At 67.9% G+C, this 21,482-nt stretch carries 24 protein-coding genes and 3 pseudogenes; 10 read left to right on the forward strand and 17 right to left on the reverse strand.

Features of this window, described 5'->3' with window-relative positions:
* Positions 1 to 79 precede the first annotated feature (79 nt).
* Complete coding sequence (locus ACFE7F_RS06895; RefSeq protein ID WP_375403111.1) at positions 80 to 832, forward strand: NUDIX domain-containing protein; 753 nt, start codon at positions 80 to 82, stop codon at positions 830 to 832.
* Positions 832 to 1,560, forward strand: coding sequence for an extensin family protein (locus ACFE7F_RS06900; RefSeq protein WP_375403112.1), 729 nt, complete (start codon positions 832 to 834; stop codon positions 1,558 to 1,560). Before ACFE7F_RS06895 ends, ACFE7F_RS06900 begins: the two co-directional genes overlap by 1 nt.
* Positions 1,561 to 1,706: 146 nt before the next feature.
* Here the strand turns inward: ACFE7F_RS06900 and ACFE7F_RS06905 are convergent, their stop codons facing one another.
* From ACFE7F_RS06905 to ACFE7F_RS06915, 3 genes are all read right to left on the reverse strand, one after another.
* Complete coding sequence (locus ACFE7F_RS06905; protein WP_375403113.1) at positions 1,707 to 2,261, reverse strand: hypothetical protein; 555 nt, start codon at positions 2,259 to 2,261, stop codon at positions 1,707 to 1,709.
* A 196-nt stretch (positions 2,262 to 2,457) separates the two neighbouring features.
* The gene (locus tag ACFE7F_RS06910; RefSeq protein ID WP_375403114.1) at positions 2,458 to 2,763 is read right to left on the reverse strand and encodes a hypothetical protein; all 306 of its coding nucleotides are present in this window, start codon (positions 2,761 to 2,763) and stop codon (positions 2,458 to 2,460) included.
* A gap of 122 nt (positions 2,764 to 2,885) precedes the next feature.
* A complete protein-coding gene (locus ACFE7F_RS06915; RefSeq protein WP_375403115.1) occupies positions 2,886 to 3,623 on the reverse strand; it encodes a Bax inhibitor-1 family protein in 738 nt (245 codons plus the stop codon).
* Between the two features lie 127 nt (positions 3,624 to 3,750).
* Here ACFE7F_RS06915 and thpR point away from each other — a divergent pair, with 127 nt between their 5' ends.
* Entirely contained in the window at positions 3,751 to 4,326 is a 576-nt protein-coding gene (gene thpR, locus ACFE7F_RS06920; protein WP_375403116.1) for an RNA 2',3'-cyclic phosphodiesterase, read from the forward strand.
* A 60-nt stretch (positions 4,327 to 4,386) separates the two neighbouring features.
* On the opposite strand, the pseudogene ACFE7F_RS06925 reads toward thpR, so the two are convergent.
* Both ACFE7F_RS06925 and ACFE7F_RS06930 read right to left on the reverse strand, forming a co-directional pair.
* Positions 4,387 to 4,614: pseudogene (locus ACFE7F_RS06925) on the reverse strand (phosphatase PAP2 family protein); the annotation flags it as partial.
* 55 nt (positions 4,615 to 4,669) lie between these two features.
* Positions 4,670 to 5,311: pseudogene (locus tag ACFE7F_RS06930) on the reverse strand (hypothetical protein); the annotation flags it as partial.
* Between the two features lie 425 nt (positions 5,312 to 5,736).
* Between ACFE7F_RS06930 and ACFE7F_RS06935 the strand changes: the two are divergent.
* Positions 5,737 to 7,308 carry a spinster family MFS transporter gene (locus tag ACFE7F_RS06935; RefSeq protein ID WP_375403117.1) on the forward strand — a complete coding sequence of 524 codons (1,572 nt, stop codon included), beginning with the start codon at positions 5,737 to 5,739 and terminating at the stop codon, positions 7,306 to 7,308.
* On the opposite strand, the gene ACFE7F_RS06940 is transcribed toward ACFE7F_RS06935, so the two are convergent.
* A complete protein-coding gene (locus tag ACFE7F_RS06940; protein ID WP_375403118.1) occupies positions 7,305 to 7,829 on the reverse strand; it encodes a superoxide dismutase family protein in 525 nt (174 codons plus the stop codon). The two genes, ACFE7F_RS06935 and ACFE7F_RS06940, sit on opposite strands and share 4 nt — an antisense overlap.
* A 95-nt stretch (positions 7,830 to 7,924) precedes the next feature.
* On the opposite strand from ACFE7F_RS06940, the gene hemW reads away from it, so the two are divergent.
* Positions 7,925 to 9,082, forward strand: coding sequence for a radical SAM family heme chaperone HemW (gene hemW, locus ACFE7F_RS06945; protein WP_375403119.1), 1,158 nt, complete (start codon positions 7,925 to 7,927; stop codon positions 9,080 to 9,082).
* Here the strand turns inward: hemW and ACFE7F_RS06950 are convergent.
* Positions 9,079 to 10,284, reverse strand: a complete 1,206-nt coding sequence (locus ACFE7F_RS06950) for a penicillin-binding protein activator (RefSeq protein ID WP_375403120.1) — start codon at positions 10,282 to 10,284, stop codon at positions 9,079 to 9,081. The two genes, hemW and ACFE7F_RS06950, sit on opposite strands and share 4 nt — an antisense overlap.
* On the opposite strand from ACFE7F_RS06950, the gene rsmI reads away from it, so the two are divergent.
* Genes rsmI through ACFE7F_RS06970 form a run of 4 tightly spaced genes read left to right on the forward strand, consistent with a single transcriptional unit; the run spans position 10,283 to position 13,129 of the window.
* A complete protein-coding gene (rsmI, locus tag ACFE7F_RS06955) occupies positions 10,283 to 11,125 on the forward strand; it encodes a 16S rRNA (cytidine(1402)-2'-O)-methyltransferase (RefSeq protein ID WP_375403121.1) in 843 nt (280 codons plus the stop codon). The genes ACFE7F_RS06950 and rsmI overlap by 2 nt on opposite strands.
* Entirely contained in the window at positions 11,122 to 11,490 is a 369-nt protein-coding gene (locus ACFE7F_RS06960; protein WP_375403122.1) for a YraN family protein, read from the forward strand. The genes rsmI and ACFE7F_RS06960 overlap by 4 nt, the downstream gene beginning before the upstream one ends.
* Positions 11,491 to 11,514: 24 nt before the next feature.
* Positions 11,515 to 12,477, forward strand: coding sequence for a glutathione synthase (gene gshB, locus ACFE7F_RS06965; RefSeq protein ID WP_375403123.1), 963 nt, complete (start codon positions 11,515 to 11,517; stop codon positions 12,475 to 12,477).
* Positions 12,478 to 12,517: 40 nt separating this feature from the next.
* Positions 12,518 to 13,129 carry a DedA family protein gene (locus tag ACFE7F_RS06970; RefSeq protein ID WP_375403124.1) on the forward strand — a complete coding sequence of 204 codons (612 nt, stop codon included), beginning with the start codon at positions 12,518 to 12,520 and terminating at the stop codon, positions 13,127 to 13,129.
* Here ACFE7F_RS06970 and ACFE7F_RS06975 read toward each other — a convergent pair.
* Positions 13,111 to 13,983 (reverse strand): tyrosine recombinase XerC, encoded by an 873-nt coding sequence (locus tag ACFE7F_RS06975; protein WP_375403135.1) that lies wholly within the window; start codon positions 13,981 to 13,983, stop codon positions 13,111 to 13,113. The two genes, ACFE7F_RS06970 and ACFE7F_RS06975, sit on opposite strands and share 19 nt — an antisense overlap.
* Before the next feature lie 91 nt (positions 13,984 to 14,074).
* On the opposite strand from ACFE7F_RS06975, the gene ACFE7F_RS06980 reads away from it, so the two are divergent.
* Positions 14,075 to 16,243 carry a primosomal protein N' gene (locus ACFE7F_RS06980; RefSeq protein WP_375403125.1) on the forward strand — a complete coding sequence of 723 codons (2,169 nt, stop codon included), beginning with the start codon at positions 14,075 to 14,077 and terminating at the stop codon, positions 16,241 to 16,243.
* Between the two features lie 217 nt (positions 16,244 to 16,460).
* Here ACFE7F_RS06980 and ACFE7F_RS06985 read toward each other — a convergent pair whose 3' ends face one another.
* The 9 genes and pseudogenes from ACFE7F_RS06985 to ACFE7F_RS07025 form a co-directional block, all read right to left on the reverse strand.
* Positions 16,461 to 16,715, reverse strand: coding sequence for an ATP synthase F1 subunit epsilon (locus tag ACFE7F_RS06985; protein ID WP_375403126.1), 255 nt, complete (start codon positions 16,713 to 16,715; stop codon positions 16,461 to 16,463).
* A gap of 106 nt (positions 16,716 to 16,821) precedes the next feature.
* Positions 16,822 to 17,070 (reverse strand): hypothetical protein, encoded by a 249-nt coding sequence (locus ACFE7F_RS06990; RefSeq protein WP_375403127.1) that lies wholly within the window; start codon positions 17,068 to 17,070, stop codon positions 16,822 to 16,824.
* A 32-nt stretch (positions 17,071 to 17,102) separates the two neighbouring features.
* The gene (atpD, locus tag ACFE7F_RS06995) at positions 17,103 to 18,554 is read right to left on the reverse strand and encodes a F0F1 ATP synthase subunit beta (RefSeq protein WP_375403136.1); all 1,452 of its coding nucleotides are present in this window, start codon (positions 18,552 to 18,554) and stop codon (positions 17,103 to 17,105) included.
* Positions 18,555 to 18,588: 34 nt separating this feature from the next.
* Positions 18,589 to 19,182, reverse strand: a complete 594-nt coding sequence (locus ACFE7F_RS07000; RefSeq protein WP_375403128.1) for a hypothetical protein — start codon at positions 19,180 to 19,182, stop codon at positions 18,589 to 18,591.
* Positions 19,182 to 19,553 (reverse strand): DUF2442 domain-containing protein, encoded by a 372-nt coding sequence (locus ACFE7F_RS07005; protein ID WP_375403129.1) that lies wholly within the window; start codon positions 19,551 to 19,553, stop codon positions 19,182 to 19,184. The genes ACFE7F_RS07000 and ACFE7F_RS07005 overlap by 1 nt, the downstream gene beginning before the upstream one ends.
* On the reverse strand, positions 19,463 to 19,723 hold the full coding sequence (locus tag ACFE7F_RS07010) for a DUF4160 domain-containing protein (RefSeq protein ID WP_375403130.1): 261 nt from the start codon (positions 19,721 to 19,723) through the stop codon (positions 19,463 to 19,465). Before ACFE7F_RS07010 ends, ACFE7F_RS07005 begins: the two co-directional genes overlap by 91 nt.
* Before the next feature lie 6 nt (positions 19,724 to 19,729).
* Positions 19,730 to 20,617, reverse strand: a complete 888-nt coding sequence (locus ACFE7F_RS07015; protein WP_375403131.1) for a F0F1 ATP synthase subunit gamma — start codon at positions 20,615 to 20,617, stop codon at positions 19,730 to 19,732.
* Between the two features lies 1 nt (position 20,618).
* Positions 20,619 to 20,912: a putative quinol monooxygenase gene (locus ACFE7F_RS07020; protein ID WP_375403132.1), complete on the reverse strand. Its 294-nt coding sequence runs from the start codon at positions 20,910 to 20,912 to the stop codon at positions 20,619 to 20,621.
* Positions 20,913 to 21,482 (reverse strand): annotated as a pseudogene (locus ACFE7F_RS07025) (F0F1 ATP synthase subunit alpha); the annotation flags it as partial.

The following is a 21,482-nucleotide window of genomic DNA, read 5'->3' on the forward strand; positions in this document are numbered from 1 at the left end:
CCGACGATGCGGCGCCGCCGCGGCGCTGCCCGCGTTGGGACGGTGGCATCCCGACCTCCTGACCTTACATCATCGACCGATGTCCGACCCCGCCTCCCAAAAACCCATCCCCGCCGCGACCCTCGTCATCTTCCGCGACGCGCCGGATGCACCCGAACTTTTGATGGTCGAGCGCGCCAAGGCGATGACCTTCGCCGGCGGCGCGATGGTGTTCCCCGGCGGCCGCATCGACCCCGAAGATCACGCGCTCGCCGACCTCCACCCCGCCGTCCCCGATGCCGCCGCCCGCATCGCCGCGATCCGCGAGACGGTCGAGGAAGCCGGACTTGCGATCGGCCTCGTCCCGCGACCCGCCCCCGACACTCTCGCCGATCTCCGCCGCAAGCTCCACGAGGGGGTCGGCTTCGCTCGCGCGCTCCACGAAGCGGAGCTCACGCTCGACCTGGCCCAGCTGACCCCATTCGCCCGCTGGCTCCCCGCACACCGGCACATGCGCATTTTCGACACGCTCTTTTTCCTAGCCCGAGCGCCCCACGGAGAAGCGACGGTCGACCATACCGAAAATGTCCGCTTGACCTGGACCACCGCCCGGGCGCTCCTCGACGAGGCAGATGCGGGCCGTGCGACGATCATTTACCCGACACGCCGCAACCTGGAGCGGCTGGCGCTGTTCTCGACCTTCGACGCTGCGGTCGCGCACGCCTGCGCCCATCCGATCCGCCCCGTCACCCCGTTCGTCGAACTGCGCGGGGAGATCGAGCATCTCTGCATTCCCGACGATCTGGGCTATCCGATCACCTCCGAGCCGATGACCGGAGCGTTGCGCGGCTGATGCGTTCGATCCGCCGCATTCTGGGCGGGCTCATGACGCTCCTGCTAATCGGACTGGCGGCGCTGCTGCTTTATGCGGTCGCGCGCGGGCGACCGCAGGATCTGCCTTGGACCGCGCTCGACTTCGGCCGACCGATCGGCATGTTCACAGGCCGCAAGCTCACCGCGCTGACCGGCGACGCACGTACCTGCCGCGCGTTGTTGGAGCGAGCGGGCGTGACCTATACCGCCCTACCGCCACGCGGAGGTGCGCAGTGCGGCTACACCGACGGGGTACGCTTCGGCCCCGGGGGCTCGCGATCGATAGCCTACGCGCCGCCGACGCTGGGCACATCCTGCCCGGTCGCGGCGGCGCTCGCGGTGTGGGAATGGAATGTCGTTCAGCCCGCGGCGGAGCGACTATTGGGCGTGCACGTGACCCGGATCGAGCATTTCGGAAGCTACAGCTGTCGCCGCCTATACGGCCGCGATGCCGGAGCGTGGAGCGAACACGCGACGGCCGACGCGGCCGACATCGCCGGTTTCCGCCTGAGCGACGGCAAGCGCGTCACGATCGTGGGCGACTGGGCCGGCGACGATGCGGAAGCACGCTTCCTGCGGGCCGTGCGCGACGGCGCGTGCGACCTGTTCGCGACCACCCTTTCGCCCGACTATAATGCCGCCCACCGCGACCACCTGCATCTCGACCAGGCGGAGCGCGGGGCGACCGGCTGGCGCGCCTGCCGTTGACCACGCCCTCTCCCGCTTTGGCGGGAGAGGGACAGGCGCGAAGCGCCAAGGTGAGGGTCGGACCTTGCCCGGTAAGGTCCGACCCTCACCCTCGCCGCACTGGGCGCGTCTTTCCCTCTCCCGCGAAAGCGGGAGAGGGTTGAAATTTAGTGCGCCATCGGCGCAGACATATCGACCTTTTCGACCCAATAAGGGAAGAAGGCGGGTTGCCGGTTCGACCAGCCGCTCGCGGTCGCCGCGGCTTCGCTGATCGACTGGAGCAGCTTGCGCCTGAGCTCGGGATGCAAATGCGGCAACGCAGCAGCCGAGCAAAAGGCCGACGGCAACCACGGCCGCACCTCGGCCCCGACCAGCCTTTCGTACAGAAAACGAAAGGCGGAGAAGCTGGTGATCCGTCCTTGTCCCAAATCGAACGCGGCGAGCTTGACGATCGGCGCAAGGAACGGTTCCACCGCATCCAGGCCGCTCGCTTCGGGCACCATCTCCCTGATCTCGGGCAGGCTCTCGTAAACACGCGCCTGCGCCCGGATGCTCGCCGCCTCGACCAGGTCGCGCCCCCAACGCCTCATGGCGTCGTCGCGGTCGAGCCCGATATCGAGCGAGCGTCGCACATAGCGTTGCGTCGCTGCCGAAAAGCCCGCGAACTCCTTCATTTCGGCCAGCGTCATCGCGCCCTCTGCCGCCTTGGTCTTGCCCGTCATGGTCTGCACCCCAACCCCAAATACCCGCTGACGGCTCTAGGCTGGAATGGTTAACTCCAACCTTAATAGGGCCGCCCGCAATTCGAGAAAGATCATGGAAGGCAGGCCTGCTGCAATGTCCATTGCGACCAACCGATAACAGGCAGGTGAGAAGATGCCGCGCTGCGTCATTTACGCAACAAACCAACAGTTGAAGCTAGCCGCCGTCGCGCAAGCGTTTTTCCGCATCCGGATCGAAACCCGACGAGGGCGCAGGCTCGCTTGCGGACTTGCCGGGCTGGATGATCGAGACGGGGTCCGACCCGTCCATAGTCTCGTCGAGCCCTGCATCGAGCCGCGCTTCGACCGACTCCGGGTCCTTTTGCAACCGCGCCTCGATCGACCGGTCCTGCCCTGCGTCCTGGCGCGGGTCGCGCTCGGCATTGTTCGACGCTTGAGGCGGCGGAGCGACGGACATCGCATCCATGGCCTTGTCCATGTCCTGCTTAGTATCGTCGCTCATGATCCTGCTCCCGTTATTCGATCTCGTAGGTAGAACGAGGCGCAGGCACCACCGTTCCGCACAACAAAAGGCCCGGCGAGTTTCCCCGCCGGGCCTTCAGATAACCATCAACCGCGCGTGGATCAGTCGCGGCTGCCCATGAAGGACAACAGGAACTGAAACATATTCACGAAGTCAAGATAAAGCGACAGCGCGCCCATGATGACCACCTTGCCCATCATGTCGGTGCCAGCGACCTGAGCGTACATGCTCTTGATCCGCTGAGTGTCATAGGCGGTGAGCCCAGCGAACAGCAGCACGCCGATCGCGCTGATCACCAGGCTGAAGCCCGAGGACTGAAGCCAGATATTGAGCAGCGACGCGACCAGCAACCCGACGACGCCCATGATCAGGAAAGTGCCGAACGCCGACAGGTCGCGCTTGGTCGTGTAGCCGTAGAGGCTGAGCGCCAGGAACGCCGTAGCTGTCGCGAAGAATGTGATCGCGATCGACCCACCCGTATAGCGCAGGAAGATCGTCGACATCGACAAGCCCATGATCGCCGCAAACGCCCAGAAGGTCGCTTGTGTCGCCGGCGTCGACAGCTTGTGGATGCCAAAGCTCAGCACCAGGATAAACGCCAGCGGAGCGAACATGATGACGTATTTCAGCGGACCGGGCGACAGGAACACCTGCGCGGCCATCCCGCTCTGCGCAAACAGCAACGCCACGATGCCCGTGAGCAACACGCCGGACGCCATATAATTGTAGACGGACAACATGTACCGGCGAAGACCCGCGTCATACGCGTCCGTGCGCACGCCCGGGCGCGGGGCACCGAAGGCGGAAGCGGCAGGCCGGGGGTCGGACCAATTAGCCATGGTAGAAACCAGCTCCTTTGCGCCGGTTTCAGGAGGAACCGGCTTGGCGCGAATATCGTAGGTACGAGGATGCAATACAAGCGAAACCGGTATGTATCCGCGTGTCGACAACGCTAGGCCCGCGCCGATGATCCGTCTGTTCGCAGCGCTCCGTCCACCCGCCCCGATCCGGGATGCGCTCCTCGATCTCGAAGACGATCTGGAGGACGCGCGCTGGCAGGACGAGGAGCAGCTCCACCTCACGATCCGCTTCATCGGCGAGGTCGAGCGCGCCGCCGCCGAGGACCTCGCCGCCGCGCTCGAGCGGTTGCACGCCCCGGCCCCCACCGTCCGCCTCGCCGGGGTCGGCGCGTTCGGCGGGCGCGGCCGCTCGGGCCAACTCTGGGTGAGGCTTTCCCCGCCCGAGCCGCTCGCCGCGCTCCACCGCAAAGTCGACCAGCTCTGCGTCCGCACGGGTCTGTCGCCGGAGCGCCGCGCCTATACGCCGCACATCACCGTAGCCCGCCTGCCCCGCCGCATCCCCGTCGCAAGACCGGAGGTGACGGGCTGGTTGAGACGCCACGCGACCCTGACGAGTGCGCCCTTCACTCTCGACCGCCTGATCCTCTATCGCAGCCACCTCGCCGCGGCGGGTGCGACCTATGAGCCGGTGCTCGGCGTCCCGCTTTCCGCCGCCGCGCGAGCGCCCGCGTCACTGGCGTGATTGTGTCCGACAACGGCCTGAAAGGTGGCGGCGACTGAGGCGCGCCGTAGCTGCCCGTGCTCACTCGGGGGGGGGGGGCGCCGCCCAGCGCTCCCACCGATTTGCTGCGCCGACCGCGACCGCCGCCACCGCCAATCCCGCCAGAACATCCGTCAGATAATGGCCGCCAACCGCGATCGCCGACCCGACCATCACGATGTTGAGCAGAACTAGCGGTGCCGCCCAGCGACCCAAACGCGCATAGCCCCAAGCCAGGATCGCGGCGTCGGCCGCGTGCATGCTCGGGAAGGTTACTAGTCCGGATCATCACCGAATGATCGAGACGCCTCAAGGTCCCATTACGCAGGCCATCAAGGACATCAACGAACTCATACGCGTAAGGTGGGCTCCCGTAGGCTGGGAACAGCGCCAAACTCGTTACGCACGCTGCAAGGGTCAGCATCATCGCCACGACGACGGTCCAGGCGTCGTGCATCCGCCCCGTCAGCAACAAAAGTACGACCAGCAACGGCGGAGTGATGGCGATGCTATCGTAGACCCAAATCATAGCGGACTTGAAACTTGGCCAGTCCGCCCATTCGACGAAGTCGCGCCGGTTGAATCCGAAAAGCATCGCGTCCAATCGCGACAGCACCGGGTCGGCCAGCGGCGCCCCCGATGTCGCGAATACGGCCGCCGCGAACCCCGCAAGGAGCGTCGCGCCGGCGGCCACGATAATCATTTCAGCTCCCGCGGCGGTACGCAAGAAGCCAAGCCAGCGCGCGGGCCAGGCGAAGGCGGCGAATAAGAGGATTGATGCTCCCGAAGAGATGATCATCTCTCGATCCCAGTCGAAGCGGCCGCTCGCGACCGCTATCCCGATAACCGTCGCGCCGTACGCTGCGACCAGGTACAGCGGCGCAGCGCGGCGGTCGAATAGCGATCGCCGCCGTGCCGGCAAGGATAGATGCAGGCTGAACCAGGGGGCGAGTGCGGAGACGGACATGACGATCGCATGCCGCCGAACGGACTAAAATCGAGTAAAGCGCATCGTACGGTTCGTATCCGAAACGGGATCGACGGCGGACGAACGGACCCCTGTCCTACACGATCGACCCCAGCTCCAAGCTCGTCGATGCCGAACCGCACCAGCTCCGGCGCCCGTCTTGCAGCCGGCGCACGCACCGCGCCTGCTCGATGCGCTTATCCGGTCGCGGCCGAAACTCGGCAACGGTGGGCGTCGTAATCGACGGACGCTGGTTTACGGTCGCGGCCTGATCGGACCCCGGCCTTCGCCGGAGAGGGACGCCGGGAGCTGCTCATCCCCACTCGCGACCTTACCCCCTCCCCGCCGCCGAACCGTTGCCCACCCCGTTGACGTCCCCGCCCTTGCCCCGCATCACCGGCCGATAACGAACATCCGGAGAGCACATGGCCACCACCGCCCCCGCGGACACCCCGCCCGCGAGCGAAGCCCAGGCGTCCGGCTATGCCTGGTACGTGCTGTCGATCCTGTTTCTCGTCTACATCCTCAATTTCATCGACCGACAGATCATCTCGATCCTCGCGGAGGACATCAAGCGCGACCTGAACCTGACCGACGCCGATCTGGGCTTTCTCTACGGAACCGCCTTCGGCGTGTTCTACTCGTTGTTCGGCATCCCGCTCGGGCGGCTGGCGGATAATTGGCACCGGGTGAAGCTGATGACCGGCGGCCTCGCGCTCTGGTCGGCGATGACCGCCCTGTCGGGCTTCTCCTCCAGCGGCACGCAATTGACGGCTGCGCGCGTCGGCGTCGGCATCGGCGAGGCCACCGCCAGCCCCGCCGCCTATTCGCTCATTTCCGACTGGTTCCCCAAGCGTCTGCGCGCCACGGCCCTCTCCATCTATTCGGCCGGGCTGTATGTGGGCGGCGGCGCGTCGCTGTTCCTGGGCGGGCTCATAGTCCAGAACTGGAACCGCGCCTATCCGGGCGGCGGCCCGCTCGAGCTGGCGGGCTGGCAGGCGGCGTTCCTCGCGGTCGGCATACCCGGCCTCCTCGTGGCGGCCTGGATCGCCACCTTGCGCGAACCCGTGCGCGGTCAGTCCGAAGGGCTCACCCAGCCGTCCCACTCCGCCCCCTTCCGCTCTTTCTTCGACGAGCTGCTGACGATCGTTCCCCCGCTCACCCTGTTCGGCGCCGCGCGGCAGGGCCGCCGCGCCTTCGCGATCAACGCACTCGCCGCCGGGCTGACCGTCCTCGTCGTCCGGTCGATGATCGGCGCGGGCGAGCCGGCGCCGCAATGGATCGCGATCGGGATCGGCGTCTATGCCGTCTTCTCATGGGCCGCTGCGCTCCGCCTGCGCGACCCCGCCACCTTCGCGCTGATCGTCGCCACGCCCGCCTTTCTCTGTACGGTCGTCGCATACGGCCTCAACTCGTTCCTGGCGTATGCGGCCAGCTTCTGGGCCGCGCCGTATGCGCTTCGCACGCTGGGCATGACCCCGTCCGAGGCCGGTCTGTTCATCGGCGGAAGCGGCGCGCTGGCAGGCTTCTTGGGCGTGACGATCGGTGGACTGGTCGCGGACCGGCTACGTCGAACCGTTCCGGCCGGCCGATTGTGGGTCGTGCTGTTCGGCGCGCTCGCGCAGCCGCCTCTCTTCGCGCTCGCCTTCACCGCCGATACGCCCGCCGTCTTCTTCCCCGCGATTTTCGTCGGCCAGCTTTTCGCCAGCACCGCGCTCGGCGGGGCCGCCGCGACGACGCAGGACCTGGTCATGCCCCGAATGCGCGGCACCGCCACCGCGACCTTCTTCATCGGCACCACGCTGCTCGGCCTCGCGCTCGGCCCCTATCTGGCGGGCCGCGTGTCGACGCTATCGGGCAGCCTCTCGACCGGCATGCTTTCGCTGCTGTTCTCGGTCCCGATCACCGTGGCGGCCGCGATCGCCGCAATCCGGCTCGTACCAACCGCCGAGTCCACCCGTGAAGCCCGCGCCCGCGCGGCTGGCGAGGTGATCTAACCCGGTTGGAACACCCCGCAAGCGATCCGCCCGCCGCTGTTCCCCGACGGATCGGTCTGCAAGTCGTCGGCCGCGGCGTGGATCAGCATCGCCGCCCCGTCCGCATCGAGCAGCCCGGCCATCGTCGCGCCCGCCATCGTCAAGGCCAGCGTCCCTCGCCCATCCGCGCCGACCGTGATGTTAGGCAGGTCGCCCAAATGCGGTCCCTGCGGATTGTTCACGCCGTGCTTGGCCGCGGTCGGGTTCCAGTGACCCCCGGCCGTCTCGAAAGTCGGCGCGTCGCACCGCCCGACCGTATGCACGTGCGCGCCGTGCATCCCGGCCGGGATGCCCCGCGCATCGACCGTGAAGCGGACACCGCCCGCGACCTCGCGCGCCGTCGCCCGGCCCGCCTCCGCCCCGGTGGCTGTCCGCATGGTCGTCGTCGCGATCACGCCGCCCGCAAGCGGCTCGCCCACCACCGGCTCTCGCTCGCCGCACGCCCCGAGCAGGGCGGCCCCCGCCATCAACATCACGCGCATCGCTCGTTCTCCGTTTCGATGGGGAAACGACACCCGTCGCAGCCGGTTCCCGGCTTCGCGGATCGACGCTTACGCTGTAAGGGCCCGTCGCAATCATGACCGGCTCACAAGACCTCGCGCTCTACGTCCACTGGCCGTTCTGCGTCTCCAAATGCCCCTACTGCGACTTCAACAGCCACGTCCGCGCCACCATCGACCAAGCCGCATGGCGCGATGCGCTCCTCGCCGACCTGGCGCATGAGGCGGCGCTCCTTCCCGGCCGCCGCCTCACCTCCGTCTTCTTCGGCGGCGGCACCCCCTCGCTCATGCCCCCGGCCACGGTCGCGGCCGTCCTCGACGCGGCCGTAGCCGCCTGGCCTCCCGCCGAGGGTCTGGAGGTGACGCTCGAAGCCAATCCCTCATCCGTCGAGGCAGCCCGTTTCGCCGACCTCGCGCGCGTCGGCGTCAACCGCGTCTCGCTCGGCCTGCAATCGCTCGACGATGCCGCGTTGCGTTTCCTCGGTCGCGCTCACGGCGCGCACGAAGGTTTGGAAGCGCTCGACGTCGCGCAAACCGCTTTCCCGCGCGTCAGCTTCGACCTGATCTACGCCCTGCCCGGCCAACCTATTGAAGCCTGGAACACCGAACTCGCCCGCGCGCTATCCTTTGGCACCGAGCACCTCTCACTATATCAATTGACCATCGAACCCGGCACGCGCTTCGCCACCGAGGCGGCGGCCGGGCGGCTCGTCATCCCCGACGGCGACAGCGCCGCCGACCTGTTCGAGGTTACGCGCGGGGCGACGGCCGCCGCCGGCCTCCAAGCCTACGAGACCTCGAACCACGCTCGCCCGGACGCGGAGAGCCGCCACAATCTGACCTATTGGCGCTACCGCGACTATGCCGGTATCGGGCCCGGCGCGCACGGGCGTCGTGGGCGGCTCGCCACGGTCCGGCGCAAGAAGCCGGAGAACTGGCTCGATGCGGTGACGCGCAACGGCCACGGTATCGAGCGCGAGGACCGGCTCGACCCTCGTTCCCGCGCGGTCGAGGCATTGCTCATGGGCCTGCGCCTGACCGAGGGCGTCGATCTCGACCGCATCGCCAGCCTCGCCAACGGAGACGCTCCGATCGATTTCCGCGCGGTAGCGCTTCTCGAACGCCAAGGGCTGCTTATCCGCGAAGGCCCTCGGCTGCGCACCACGGAAGTCGGGGCGCTGCTTCTCGACGGCATTCTCGAAGCAGTCGTCCGTCCCGACGCGGTCGCCGCCTAGCGCCCGAAACCGGCCGGCGCGGGCGAGATGACTACGGTCGTTCCGCCGCGTATCTCCTGCACTTCGAGCGCCCGCTCGGCCGCATTATCGCGCCCGAACCGGAATGCTCCGTCGATCCCCGAAAACCCGCCCGCATCGCGCAACCGGCTTTCCGGGAAGGTCGTCCCGATCGGCCAGTCGCGCCCGATCCTGACTGTCAGCAGCACCGCGTCGTAACCCAGGCTCGACAGCCGGTACGGCGACGCCCCGAACCGCGCCCGGTACTTGGTCGCATATTGCCGATAGAAGGTGTCCGACACGCTCGCGAACCAAGCGCCGTTCAGCTGTGGCTTGGCCGCGACCCCTGCCTCCGAATTCCACAGCTCGGTTCCCAGTAGCCGCGTCGCCGCTCCCGCCCCGCGCTTGACCAGCGGCGCGGCGGCGGCGGCGGCGTTGCCCCCGTCCGCGATCATGACCGCCCCGTAAGGAGCTCTCGCGTTCAACCGCGCCGTCGCCTGCGCGAGCCCGCCGGGCTGGCGCCCGTAGGTCTGGAGCGACGCGACCTGCCCCCCAGCTCCCTCGACCGAGCGCAGGAACGCCGTCGACGCCCGCTCGCCGTACAGTCCGTTTGGCACCAACGCTCCAAACGTCGTGATTCCCCGCCCGCGCGAGAACTCCACTATCCGCGCGATCGACTGGCCGGGAGCATAGCCCATCAGATACGCGCCATTCCCCGCTACGCTGACATCGTTGGAAAAGCTGATCACGGACACCCCGGCGGCCCGCGCCACCGGCGCGACCGCGCGCACGTCGTCCGCGAGCAACGGGCCCAGGATCAGCTGCGCCCCATCGGCAATCGCGCGCCGCGCCGCGGCGGCAGCTCCCGGCGCGGTGTCGTAATTGGTGATCCGCACTTCCCGGCTCTGCGTGTCGAGCAGCGCGAGTTGCGTAGCGTTGGCGATGGACTGTCCGACCCCGGCGTTCCCGCCCGACAGCGGCACCATCAACGCGACGCGGTGCCGCTCCGTATCGCGGGGGATGTCGGCGTCGAATACCGGCTCCGGGGTGGGCGCGGGCCGAGCGACGGGCTGCTCGACCGGTGGCGGCGGCGCAGGCCCGCGCGGCACGACCGTCTGGCATGCGCCGAGCAGCAGCGCGCCCGCGAGCGCGGCCCAGCGGCGCGCATGGACGCCGCTCCCATATGCACTTACCGCTTGGCCCATGAACGCTTCCCCGGAACGACTTGGGCCAGGGCTCTACATCGTCGCGACCCCCATCGGCAATCTCGGCGATCTATCCCCGCGCGCGGCCGACATATTGGCGCGCGCCGACGTGGTTGCCGTCGAGGATAGCCGCGTCACCGCCGGACTGCTCCGTCATATCGGCGTCAAGCGGCCGATGACGCCCTACCACGACCACAATGCCGAGGGCGTCCGTCCCGGGCTCGTCGCGCGCATGGCGACGCAGGCGGTGGCGCTGGTTTCGGACGCCGGCACGCCGCTGATTTCCGACCCCGGATACAAGCTTGTGCGCGACGCTCGCGCGGCCGGGCACGACGTGGTGACGATCCCCGGCCCGTGCGCGGCGGTCGCGGCGCTGACGCTCGCGGGCCTACCCACCGACCGCTTCCTGTTCGTCGGCTTCCTGCCGTCCAAGGCACAGGCACGAGCGACCGCAATCACCGAGCTCGCGACGGTCCGCGCTACGTTGGTCCTCTACGAGGCGGGCCCGCGACTCGCCGCTTGCCTCCGGGCGCTCGCCGACGGCCTTGGCGACCGGGACGCGTCCATCGCGCGCGAGATCACCAAGCGTTTCGAAGAGGCGGTGACGGGCAAGCTCTCCGACCTGGCCGCCCGCTACGCCGACGCCCCGCCCCGAGGCGAGATCGTGATCGTCGTCGCCCCGCCCGGCGAGCCCGAAGCCGCGAGCGAGGCCGACGCGGACGCCGCGCTGATGGAGGCGCTGACGCGCCTCCCCGCCTCCAAGGCGGCTGGCGAAGTGGCCAAGGCGCTCGGCCTCGACCGCCGCGCGCTGTACGCCCGCGCATTGGAGCTGAGGGGTTGAGGGCCAGGAACCCCGACGAACGCCGCCGCGCGGAGGCGGCGGGGCGGCGTGGCGAACGCCTCGCGGGCTGGTGGCTCAGGCTCAAGGGCTGGCGCATCCTCGACCGCCGCGTGCGCACCCCGGCGGGCGAGGTCGACCTGGTCGCGCGGCGCGGCAACCTGATCGCCTTCGTCGAGGTCAAGACGCGCGCCACCGCCGCCGAACTCGACTATGCGATCGACGAACGCCGCCTCGCCCGCGTAGCGGCGGCGGCGGAGATGCTCATGCCGCGTTATGCCGGCCCAGGCGACGACATCCGCGTCGACGTGATCCTCATCGCGCCGGGCGTGCGGCCGCGTCATATCGAGAACGCCTGGATAGGGTGAGTCGCAGATTGTAAGGATACCTCCATGCCCCTGACCGTCGCCGTCCAAATGGATCCCCTCGACAGTATCGCCATCGCCGGCGACTCGAGCTTTGCCCTGATGCTCGCCGCCCAGAAACGTGGTCACCGCCTGTTCCACTACACCGCCGACCGGCTGAACTACTCGTCGGGTCGCGTCTGGGCGCGCGCCAATCCCGTCACCGTCGAACCCGTTCAGGGTTCGCATTTCCGCTTTGAAGAGGCGATCGCGCTCGACCTCGGCGGCGAGGCCGATGTCGTCCTCATGCGTCAGGACCCGCCCTTCGATCTTGGCTACATCACCGCGACCCACCTGCTCGAACGGATCGCCGACCGTACGCTGGTCGTCAACGACCCCGCCAGCGTCCGCAATGCGCCCGAGAAGTTGTGGGTCCTCGACTATGCCCGCTTCATGCCGCCGACGCTGATCACCCGCGAACTGGACGAGGTGCGCGCTTTCCTGGCCGAGCACGGCGAGATCGTAATAAAGCCGCTCCACGGTAATGGCGGCAAGGCCATCTTCCACGTCCGCTCGGGCGGCGAAAACCTGTCCGCGCTTATCGAAGTGTTCAACGCCGCCTACCTCGAACCGCATATGATGCAGGCGTTCCTCCCCGCCGTGGCGCTCGGCGACAAGCGCATCGTGCTGGTCGACGGCGAGATCGCGGGAGCGATCAACCGCGTGCCCGGCGAAGGCGAAATCCGTTCAAATCTCGCAGTCGGCGGCTCGGCGGAGAAGACCGTCCTCACCGAACGCGAGCGCGAGATCTGCGACGCGCTCGCCCCCGAGCTCAAGCGTCGCGGGCTGCTGTTCGTCGGTATCGACGTGATCGGCGGCGAGTGGCTGACCGAGATCAACGTCACCTCGCCGACGGGCATTACGGCGATCGAGCGGTTCGACGGGACCGATGTGGCGGGGATGATCTGGGACGCGATCGAGACCAAGGTCGGCGCCCGCGCAACCGGGTGACGCGGGAACAACTCCCCTCCCGTCGCGCTGAACCCCATCCATGACCGACCTAATCATCCGCGCGATCGCCTGGGGCGGGTATTTCGGCATCTTCCTGCTGATGGCGCTCGAAAATGTCGTGCCGCCGATCCCATCGGAGGTGATCATGGGTCTGGGCGGAATGGCGGTCGCGCGCGGTCATATGGAGCTTTGGCCCCTCGTCGCGATCGGCACGCTCGGCACGACGGTCGGCAACTACTTCTGGTACGCGCTCGGGCGGCGGTTCGGTTACCGAGGGCTAAAGCCGTTCGTCGACCGCCGGGGCCGCTGGCTGACGCTCGATTGGGAGGAGGTCGAGCGGATCAACCGCTTCTTCCACCGCCGGGGGGAGTGGGTGGTATTCGTGTTCCGCTTCCTGCCCGTGTTCCGGACGATCGTGTCGCTTCCCGCCGGCATGGCCGCGATGCCGCGTTGGAAGTTCCTGGTCTGGACCACGGCGGGCGCCGCGATCTGGAACTTCGTCCTGGCCCAGGCGGGCGTGATTCTAGACAGTCGGTTCGGCGAGCTCGACCGGTATATCGGCCCAGTCGCGGTCGCTACTACGGCGCTGATCATCGTCGGTTACATATACCGCGTCGTCACCTGGCGCCCGCGTCACCCCGCGCGCGGGTGAGCGTTCCGGTAAACATCCATCAGGTGCGCGGCGTCCACCGCCGTATAGACCTGCGTCGAGCTCAGGCTTGCATGACCGAGCAGCTCCTGAAGCGCGCGCAGGTCGACCCCGCGCCCCAGCAGGTGGGTCGCGAAGCTGTGCCGCAGCGCATGCGGCGTTGTCCGGTCCGATAGCCCGAGCCGTCCGCGCGCCCGCCGCACCGAGGTACGGATGATCCCCGGCGACAGCGCGCCGCCTTTCGCGCCCCGGAACAGCGGTGCGTCACGCTTGGTCGGCCAGGGCGAGACCTCCGCATAGGCCTCGATCGCACGTCGCACCTGCGGCAACAGAGGCACGATCCGCGTCTTGCCGCGCTTGCCCGTCACGCTCAGCGTCCGGCCGAGCGGCAGGACCGCTCCCGTCAGCCCGACCGCCTCGCCGATCCGCAACCCCGCGCCATAGAGCAGCAGCAGCACCGCCCAGTCGCGAACGCCGATCCACGGCTCGGACGCGTCTTCCGCCACCTCCTCGGCAAGCGCCAGCGCCTCATGCGGTGCGACCGGTCGCGGCACGCCCGCTTTGACGCGTGGTCCCTTCAAGCGCGGACCTGCCTCGCCCTCCCCCGTCCAGGCCAGGAACGCGCGCACCGCCGACAGCTCTCGCGCCGCCGACGCGTTGCCCAGCCCCTCGCCCCGGCGGTGCGCCAGGAATGCGCGTAAATCGGCGGTAGTCACCTTGCCGAGCCGCTCCCGCGGGACCGGTCCGCCCCAATGCGCCTGCAGAAAGACGAGCAACCGCTCAGCCGTCGACCGGTACGCCCGAATGGTATGCATGGACCGCCGCCGATCGCGCGACAGGTGCGCCGCAAAGGCCATCGGCAACGGCTCGATCACCACCCTACCCTAGCACCTGGTAGGAAGAACGAAAGCGGTTCACGCCGAGTCGAACCATCCCCATATAGTTCGCATGTCGCGCGTCCGCGTTCTCGTGCTGAACTCCGCCCTCGGCCCCCTCGACTACCGCGTGCCGCAGGGCATGGTGGTGGAGCCGGGATCGGTCGTCGTCGCGCCGCTCGGTCCGCGCCAGTTGCTCGGCGTCGTGTGGGAGGCCGACCGGCTTCCGTCGGATAAGGAGGTCGGCGACAACCGCCTACGTCACCTGCTGGCCGTAGCCGACGTCGCACCGGTGGGCGCTCCGCTTCGCCGGCTGATCGAGTGGACGTCCGACTATTACCTCGCCCCGCCCGCGTCGGTAATGCGGATGACGCTTGCCTCCACCTCCGCGCTGGAGGGTGCGCGCATGGTGATCGAATATCGCGCCACGGGCGAGGTCCCGCCCCGCCTGACGCCGCAGCGCGCCCAGGCATTGGAGCGGATCGGCGACCGCCAGGGTCTGATCCGCGAACTCGCCACGATCGCCGACGTGTCCGAGGCGGTGGTGCGCGGGCTGGTAAAGGCGGGCGCGATCGAGGCGGTCGAGTTGGATATCGACAGCGCCTATCCGGTCCCCGACCCCGAGCACGCGCCGCCCGAGCTGTCGCCCGAACAGCGGGCCGCCGCCGACCGGCTGGTCGCGGGCGTGCGCGCCGCGGCGTTCGAGCCGACGCTGCTCGACGGCGTCACCGGCTCCGGCAAGACCGAGGTCTATTTCGAGGCGGTCGCCGAGGCGATCCGATCGGGCAAGCAGTGCCTCGTGCTCCTGCCCGAGATCGCGCTGACCGAGCCGTTCCTGAAGCGCTTTCACGACCGGTTCGGCTGCGAGCCGGTGGCGTGGCATTCGGGCCTGCGCTCCACCCAGCGCCGCCGCGCCTGGCGGGCGATCGCGGGCGGAGAGGCGCGCGTGGTGGTCGGCGCGCGGTCGGCGCTGTTCCTACCGTACGCCAAGCTCGGGCTGATCGTGGTCGACGAGGCGCACGAGACGAGCTTCAAGCAGGAGGACGGCGTCCATTATCACGCCCGCGACGTAGCGGTAATGCGCGGGCGGTTCGAGGGCTGTCCGGTGATCCTGGCGTCGGCCACCCCGGCGATCGAGACGCGCCAGCAGGTGGCGCTGGGTCGCTACCGCGAGGTCCAGTTGCCCGCCCGCTACGGCGCGGCGGAGATGCCGAGCATCGAGGCGATCGACCTGATCGCCGAGCCGCCCGAGCGCGGCCGCTGGCTTTCGCCCCGGCTGGTCGGCGCGCTGGAGGACCGGCTCGGCAGGCGCGAGCAGTCGCTGCTGTTCCTCAACCGCCGCGGCTACGCGCCGCTGACGCTGTGCCGAGCCTGCGGCCACCGGTTCCAGTGCCCCAATTGCACCGCCTGGATGGTCGAGCACCGGCTGACGCGCCGGCTCGCCTGCCATCATTGCGGGCATCTGGAGCCCGTGCCGCGCGTCTGTCCCGAATGCCAGGCGGAGGACATGCTCGTTCCTTGCGGCCCCGGCGTCGAGCGGATCGCCGACGAGGTGACGGCGCGTTTCCCCGAGGCGCGGGTCGCGGTGGTCACGTCCGACACCATTTGGTCGCCCGCCAAGGCGGCGGAGTTCGTGGGTAGGATGGACGCGGGCGACATCGACATCGTGGTGGGCACGCAGCTCGTGACCAAGGGATACCACTTCCCCAACCTGACGCTGGTGGGGGTGGTCGACGCGGACCTCGGCCTGTCGGGCGGTGACCTGCGCGCGGCGGAGCGGACGTTCCAGCAGATACGCCAGGTGTCGGGCCGCGCCGGGCGGGGGGCCAAGCCGGGCCACGTCTTCATTCAGACGCACAGCCCGAAGGCGGCCGTGATGCAGGCGCTCGTCACCGGCGACGCCGACGCTTTCTACGCAGCGGAGACGGAGTCGCGGCGCGAGGCGGACGCGCCGCCCTTCGGCCGCTACGCCGCGATCATCGTGTCGTCGGAGGACCAGGCCGCGGCGGGAGAGACCGCCCGCCTGATCGGCCGCGCCGCACCGGAGGCGGACGGGATGGCGGTCTACGGCCCCGCCCCCGCGCCGCTGGCGATGTTGCGTGGGCGGCACCGGTTTCGACTGCTGGTCCATGCGCGGCGGGCGTTGGACGTGCAGGACGTGATCCGGGAGTGGTTGGGCAACCTGGTATGGCCGAGTAAGGTCAGGGTAGCGGTCGATGTCGACCCGTACAGCTTCCTATGATCGGCGGGACGGCTCAGCTTTACACTGATTGACACCAAGGCGGAAACACGCGGGCTCGATCGTTTCCGATTTTGTGTGCTTATCGCCCGATGGCGGTGTCAAAGAGCAGCACAGATTCAACCGCACGACTCGGGCGTATCATGGCGTCTAGATTGTAGGACAGCCCCGATTTCACACCGCCTAAAATAGAAGAACCGATGAAGAACCTGGCCGGACGCTAGTCCACCCGCTCCGCCAACACCGTCAGGCCCCGCGCCGTAACCTCCGCGAAGCCGCCGGAGATCGCCACCGTCTCCGGTTCGCCGCGCTCGGTGCGGTATACAGACAGCGCCCCGTCGCGGATCGTTGACATGAAGGGCGCATGACCCTCCAGCACACCGAAGTCGCCCTCGGTGCCGGGAACGACGACCATATGAACCTCCTCCGACCGGACGAGGCGTTCGGGGGTGACGAGTTCGAAGTGGAGGGGCACTATGGCAGGACCTTGAGCAAGATGATGATCGCGCAAGCGATGATGTAGTTAGCAGCGAAGAACCTGGCGAAAGCCCAATCGGCCCGAGCTTTGAAAAGCTTGTCGTTCACAGTTTCACCACCGCGATGATCGCACCGGCCGTCGCGATGATGACACTCATGAGCCAGATAAGAGTCTGAGTCTTAGCGCTCTCGATCTTGACGGCCAGACGCTCCTCCATCAGCTGAAGGTCGACTTTTGTCGCCACGCCTTCCGTCACCGACCGACCGATGGCGGCGGCGATCGCCTCCGCTTGGGCAGACGGCAGCTCGGTCGCTTTCAAATCACGAGCGATGGAAAGCGTGTCGATGTTCACCCATCACCTATAATCGGGAACGCCGAAATCGACTAGGCCTCCTGCGCCATCTTCTCGGCCTTGGCGACCGCCTCGTCGATGCCGCCGACCATGTAGAACGCGCCTTCGGGCAGGTGGTCGTACTCGCCGTCGACGACCGCCTTGAAGGAGCGGATCGTATCCTCGATCTGGACGAACTTGCCGGCGATCCCGGTGAAGACCTCGGCGACATGGAAGGGCTGCGACAGGAAGCGCTGGATCTTGCGGGCGCGCTGGACCGTCAGCTTATCCTCCTCCGACAGCTCGTCCATGCCCAGGATCGCGATGATGTCCTGGAGCGACTTGTAGCGCTGTAGCAGCGACTGGACCGCGCGGGCGGTGTCGTAATGCTCCTGGCCGACGGTGCGCGGCTCGAGCACGCGGCTGGTCGAGTCGAGCGGGTCGACGGCGGGGTAGATGCCGAGCTCGGAGATCGCGCGGTTGAGCGTCGTGGTCGCGTCCAGATGGGCGAACGAGGTCGCGGGGGCCGGGTCCGTCAGGTCGTCGGCGGGGACGTAGATCGCCTGGACACTCGTGATCGAACCCTTGTTGGTCGAGGTGATCCGCTCCTGCAGCTGGCCCATGTCGGTCGACAGGGTCGGCTGGTAACCCACCGCCGAGGGGATGCGGCCGAGTAGCGCCGATACTTCCGCGCCCGCCTGGGTGAAGCGGAAGATGTTGTCGACGAAGAATAGGACGTCCTGCCCCTCCTGGTCGCGAAAATATTCCGCGATCGTCAGGCCCGACAGCGCGACGCGGGCACGGGCCCCCGGGGGCTCGTTCATCTGGCCGAAGACGAGCGCGACCTTCGACCCCTCGGGCGTGGCGTTGCCGTCGGCGTCCTTGGCGATGACGCCCGCGTCGAGGAACTCGTGATACAGGTCGTTGCCCTCGCGCGTGCGCTCGCCGACGCCCGCAAACACGGACACGCCGCCGTGACCCTTGGCGATATTGTTGATCAGTTCCTGGATCAGCACGGTCTTGCCGACGCCCGCGCCGCCGAACAGGCCGATCTTGCCGCCGCGCGCGTATGGCGCGAGCAGGTCTATTACCTTGATGCCGGTGACGAGGATCGCGCTTTCGGTCGACTGGTCGATGAAGAGCGGCGCCGACGCGTGGATGGGGCTGCGCAGGTCGGTCATGACGGGCCCGCGCTCGTCGATCGGCTCGCCGACGACGTTCAGGATGCGGCCGAGCGTCATCGGACCGACCGGGACGGTGATCTGCGAGCCGGTGTCGCGGACGACCTGGCCGCGGGTCAGCCCCTCGGTCGCGTCCATGGCGATCGTGCGGACGGTGTTCTCGCCCAGATGCTGCGCGACCTCGAGAACGAGCTTGTTGCCATTATTGTCGGTCTCGAGCGCGGACAGGATGGCGGGGAGGTTCTGGTCGAAATGCACGTCGACGACCGCGCCGATCACCTGCGCGATGCGGCCGACATTGTTCGTGGTCGGAATGGGGCGGATCATTTCAGCGGCGGTCGCCATGGGTGGAGCCTTCTTACGATTTCGTTGGAGCGCCGGTAGCGGCGGGGCGGAGGAAAGTCACGTCGATGCGGGTGGCCGTGGCGGTCACGGTGGCGCGCCGACCGCCGATCACGGGCTCGGCCGAGCGGCCCGCGCGCACCGCTTCCAACAGCGGCGTGCCGTCGCCAATTTGGGCGCGGGTAAGGAACTCGGCGAGGAGGCCGGCGAAGCGGTCGCGGGCGGTGGCGGCGTCCTCGGGATCGTTGAGCTTCAAGACGTAGCTGATCTGGTCGAGGCGGTCGGGGGCGGAGCCGGCGACGGCGGCGGTTGCCATATTGGGCGTAGGCGCGCTGGAACGCGACATAAGCCGGTCGACCCCGGTTGCGCCGTGGGCGGAGCCGACGGCGGTGGCCGCGTAGTCGGGCAGGCCGAAGCCCGCCTGGTTGATCGAACCGACCGTCTGCGCGGGCGATGCAAAAACGCGGTCCCAACCGGTCAGCTCCTTTGCGGCAGCCACCTGCGCGACTTCGCGCTCGCGCACGGAGCCGCGCTCCTCGGGCGCAGGAGCGGGCTCGTTCGAGCCGCAGGCGGCGAGCAAAAGCGCGAATAGAAGCACAGTGACGCGCATCAGCGGTCCGACAACACGCACTCGCCCCACGCCACGATATCATCGTGCATGCGGTCGGGCGCGAGATCGAGCTCGCCGGGCCAAGTTACGGCTCCGGACTCGATGCAAGCTTCCGCAAACAGGCGAGGGTCGGTCAGGTGAGCGAACACGCCTCGAAAAAACGTAGGCTCGAAACGGACCGTACCCTCAACACCATCTATGAAGCGCACCTGCATCGCTCGCTCGCCTATCAACCGCATATCGGCGACGCGCCAAGGCGATCCGGTTCGAAGCGGCGGCTTCACGGCAGCGGAGCTATCTTCGCGGGCCGCCCGCCCATGCTCGCCGCTCGCCAAGCCTCCATCAACTCCGACTGATGTTCGCGCGTCCATTCAAGCACCATAGCCTGTGCGCGGCGTGGAAGCGATCCGTGCAGGACGGTCGCCAAAGCAATATCGATCTGCGCCTCGTATTCCGCATACCGCGCGTGGAAATGCGGCGGGGGATGATCGCTCCAATAAATCTGGATGACGATACCGTAGAAGATGCTGAGGGTCGGCATTCACGCTCAAACAGCCTCGGCGCCTGCGATGATCTCGATCAGCTCGGTGGTGATCGCGGCCTGGCGGGTGCGGTTATACTGGATCGACAGGCGGTTGATCATGTCGCCCGCGTTGCGGGTGGCGTTGTCCATCGCGTTCATGCGCGACCCCTGCTCGGACGCGGCGTTCTCCTGGAGCGCGCGGAAGAGCTGGACGGCGACGTTGCGGGGCAGGAGTTCGGCCAGCATCGCCTCCTCGTCGGGTTCGTAGGCGACGACGGCGTCTGCGGAAGTTGGCGAAGATGCCGCGGTTCGCGCGGTCGCGAGCGGCACGGGGATAATCTGGACGCCGACCGGCTCCTGGACGATCGCCGAGACGAAGCGGGCGTAGAACAGGTGCGCGACGTCGAACTCTCCGGCCTCGTAGCGGGCGATCAGGTCCTGGGCGAGACCTTGCGCGTCGGTGAAGGCGACCTTCTTGACCCCGGACAGGTCGTGATCGCCCGTGACGTCCTGCGGGTAGAAACGCTTGAGAACACGACCTTTCTTGCCCGCCAGATGAAAGTGGACGGTCTTGCCCTGCGCCGTCAGCTCGTCGGCGAGGCGGCGCGCGGCACGGACGATGTTGGTGTTGAACGCACCCGCCAGCCCGCGCTCGGACGTCGCGACGACGAGCAGATGTTTTTGGTCGCTTCCCGTGCCCGACAGTAGCAGCGGGCCGCTCGCGGATGTTGCCACCTTGGAGGCAAGGGTTTCCATCACGGCCGTCAGACGCTCGGCATAGGGCCTCCCGCTCTGCGCGGCGTCCTGCGCGCGGCGGAGCTTGGCGGCGGCGACCATCTTCATCGCCTTGGTGATCTTCTGCGTCGACTTAACGGAGCCGATGCGGAGTTTTAGCGCCTTGAGGGATGCCATACTACACCAGTCCGTCCGCGAGTTCCGTCATCTTGACCGGCCCGCTCAGCCAATCCTCATAGCTTTTGAACACCGCGCGCGTGTAATCTTGCGCATGGTGAAAGTCATAAGCCGCGCGATTCGCCCAACGCTCGTAGATCATCAATGTCGACGAGCCGTCCGCCATAGGGTGCGCATCGAACCGCTCGCAACCCGCCTCATCCCGCGTCGCCGCAACGATCTCGCCGACCGCTCGACACGCGACGTCGAAACAGTCCGGCTTAAGGTTGATCTCCGCAATAAAGGTCAACGCCATCTACGCGAAGCTCTTTGCAAACTGGTCGAGCGCGCCTTTCAGCGCTTCGGTGGTGTCCTTGGACAGGTCGCGCTTGTCGCGGATGTCGGTCAGCACGCCCGCGTGGTTGGCGCGCATGTCGGACAGCATCGCGGCTTCGTAACGGGTGATCTGCGCGACGGGCACCTTGTCGAGATAGCCTTGCGTGCCCGCGAATATCGACACCGTCTGCTCCTCGAAGGGCATGGGCGCGAACTGAGGCTGCTTCAGGAGCTCGGTCAGACGCGCGCCGCGGGCGAGGAGGCGCTGGGTCGAGGCGTCGAGGTCCGAGCCGAACTGCGCGAACGCGGCCATCTCGCGGTACTGGGCAAGCTCGAGCTTGATCGAGCCCGACACCTTCTTCATCGCCTTGGTCTGCGCGGCCGAGCCGACGCGCGACACCGACAGGCCGACATTGATCGCCGGGCGAATGCCCGCGAAGAACAGGTCGGTCTCGAGGAAGATCTGGCCGTCGGTGATCGAGATGACGTTGGTCGGGATGTAGGCCGACACGTCGCCCGCCTGCGTCTCGATGATCGGCAGCGCGGTCAG

This window comes from uncultured Sphingomonas sp., assembly GCF_964235535.1.
Classification (GTDB): domain Bacteria; phylum Pseudomonadota; class Alphaproteobacteria; order Sphingomonadales; family Sphingomonadaceae; genus Sphingomonas.